The 2,904-nt window shown below is 73.2% G+C and carries 2 protein-coding genes; one reads left to right on the top strand and one right to left on the bottom strand.

Annotated elements, in window-relative coordinates:
• On the bottom strand, positions 1 to 204 hold a 204-nt coding region (locus ON39_RS50915), incomplete at its 3' end, for a hypothetical protein (protein ID WP_255219323.1).
• A gap of 18 nt (positions 205 to 222) precedes the next feature.
• On the opposite strand from ON39_RS50915, the gene ON39_RS34250 reads away from it, so the two are divergent.
• On the top strand, positions 223 to 2,904 hold a 2,682-nt coding region (locus tag ON39_RS34250; RefSeq protein ID WP_255219322.1), incomplete at its 3' end, for a non-ribosomal peptide synthetase.

The following is a 2,904-nucleotide window of genomic DNA, read 5'->3' as shown; positions in this document are numbered from 1 at the left end:
GGCCGGGTGGTTGAGGGCGGCGCGGTCGGGGGCGGCAAGGTTGATGGCCGGGTGGTTGAGGGCGGCGCGGTCGGGGGCGGCAAGGTTGACGGTCGCGCGGTCGGGTGCGGTGCGGTCGAGGGCGGCAAGCTCGAGGGTCGCGTGGTCGGTGGCGGCAAGGTCGATGGTCGAGCGGTAGCTGGCGGCAAAGGCGCTCCGGCGCAAGAGCTTCCGGCGCTCACTGTGCCGGAGATACTGGAAGCCGAACGCGCGTACCGCGATTCCCCGCGTCGCGCGGTGGACCGCGAGTACTGGCTCGGCCAGCTCGACGGGCTCGGCGCGCCGATGAGCCTGGCCGGTCGCCCCGCCCCCGCCCAGGCGCGGCCGCACCGGGTCACGGCCACCGTCGACGCCGCCACGGCCGAGTTGCTCGCCGACGCCAGGTCCAGGCACGGCGCGACCTTCCCCGAACTGGCTCTCGCGGCGTTCGCCTGCTTCCTGGCGCGGATGACGGCCCGCACCGAGGTCACCCTCACGCTGCCCGTTCCGGCGCGCACCACCGCCGGCCTGCGTCGATCCGCCGGTTCGATGTCGAATGTGGTGCCGCTGCGGCTGTCCGGGCTCGACACCAGCACGGTGGGCGCGGTCATCGCCCAGGTGCGCTCGACCGTCATCGGCGCGCTGCGCCACCAGCGCTACCGCTTCGAGGACATGCATCGCGACAGCGGCCGGGATCAGGCCCTCGGCGGCGGATTCGGGCCGCTGGTCAATGTGCTCGGGTTCGCCGAACCGTTCCGGCTCGGCGAGCTGACCGGCCAGGTCCGGCTGCTCGCGCTCGGGCCGGTCGAGGATCTGATGGTCAACGGTTACCAGGCCGGCCCCGACGACCGCTCGATCAGCATCGACTTCCAGGCCAACCCGGCCCGCTACCGCTACGACACGGTGGCGTGGCAGCACCGCATGTTCCTGGCCTACTTCGCCCGCTTCCTCGGTGCCGAAACCGATTGCCCGATAATGACTCTCGACCACACGGTGCCCGCGCCGACGGCCACGCCGCCCGCCGGGCCGGTACGGGTGCTGCCCGACCTGCTGCGCGCGAGCGTGGCGCGCGACGGCGTGGCCGTGCGGGACGGAGACCGCGCCATGAGCTACCGGGAACTGGACGAGCAGTCCTCGCGCCTGGCCCGCGAGCTCATGGCGGGCGGCGCGCGCCCCGGCGAGTTCGTGGTGGTGGCCGTCCCGCGCTCGCTGGAGTCGGTGCTCGCCCTGTGGGCCGTCGCGAAGTCCGGCGCCTGCTTCGTCCCGGTCGACCCGTCCGATCCGGTGTCGCGGATCGCCGCCGTCATCGCGGATTCACAGGCGAGGCAAGGCATTACGGTCGAGGCGGTGCGGGAGAGGTTCCCCAGCGACACGGGATTCCAGGATCGCCTCGACCTCGTCACGGCCGACTCGGACTGTGCGCTCGAGGACGACGCGGCCGGGTGCGGCATCGACTGGCTCGTGCTCGACGACCCGCGGTGCACGGCGGAGATCGAGCGCCGGGCGGCCACACCGGTGGACGACGCGGAGCGCCCGCGCGCGCTGCGGCCCGCGCACTCGGCGTACCTGATCTACACCTCGGGCACCACGGGGCGGCCCAAGGGCGTGGCGGTCAGTCATCGCGGTCTCGGCTCGCTCACCGACTACATCGTCGATCACTGGGGCGTCGGCCCGGACTCGGTGGTGTTGCACTCGCACGCACCGTCTTTCGACGCGCACCTGCTGGACGTCCTCGCGGCGTTCGCCTCCGGCGCGCGACTCGTGGTGCAGCCGCCGGAGGTGATCTCCGGCGCCGAGCTGGCGCGACTGCTGCGTGAGAGCGGCTGCACGCACTATCTGACGACCCCGGCCGTGCTCGCCACCCTGTCGCCCGCGCAGGTGCCCGATCTGGAGGTGGTGGCCGTCGGCGGGGAGGCCTGCCCGGCCAAGCTGGTCCGCGAATGGGCCCCGCACGTGCGGTTGTTCAACGGATACGGGCCGACCGAGGCCACCGTGATGGCGACGGAGACCGCCGCCATGTCGATCGACGAGCCGGTGACCGTCGGGCACGCGCTGCCGGGAGTGCTTGCGGTGGTACTGGATTCGCGGTTGGGACGGCTGCCCGACGGGGCAAGGGGCGAGCTGTACCTCGGCGGGATCGGCGTCGCCGACTGCTACGTCCGCGACCCCGCGGGCACCGCCGTGCGGTTCATCGCCGACCCGTTCGGGGTCGGGCAGCGGCTGTACCGGACCGGTGACCTGGTCAGCGCGGGCCCCGACGGGGCGTTCGAGTTCCTCGGCCGCGTCGACGCCCAGGTCGAGGTGCGCGGGCGGCGGATCGAGCCCGCCGAGATCGAGGCGGCGCTGCTGGCCGGGCCGGAGATCGCGTACGCCGTCGTGACCGTCGCCGACGCCGGGCTGCCGGAGGCGCGGCTGGTCGGGTACGTGGTCGCCGCGCCGGGGATGGCCTTCGACGCCGCGGCCACGCGGCAGCGGCTGCGCGGGATGCTGCCCGCCGCGCTGGTGCCCTCGGCGCTCATCGAGCTCGACCGGCTTCCGGTGGCGAGCAACGGCAAGCTCGATCGTCGCGCCTTGCCGCCGCCGGTCATCGCGCCCCGCCCATATCGCGCGCCCGAGACGGTGATTCAGCGTCTGGTCGCCGAACACATCGGCACGGCCACCGGTCAAGCCAAGGTGGGCCTGAACGACGACTTCTTCGAACTCGGCGGGAATTCGCTACTGGGCGTTGCGGTTTCGGCCGAGTTGGCCGCGGTGACCGGGGTTCCGGTCACGGTGCGCTGGCTGTACACGACGCCGACCGTGCTCGCGCTCGCCGAGCGCATCACCACCTATGACGGCACGGACACCGGCGACGACGACGCGCTCGGCGTCCTGCTCGCGTTGCGC

The organism is Nocardia tenerifensis NBRC 101015 (assembly GCF_000308715.1).
Taxonomy (GTDB): domain Bacteria; phylum Actinomycetota; class Actinomycetes; order Mycobacteriales; family Mycobacteriaceae; genus Nocardia; species Nocardia tenerifensis.
The sequence above is the reverse complement of the archived record's forward strand: the minus strand, read 5'-3'. Positions and strand labels throughout refer to the sequence as shown.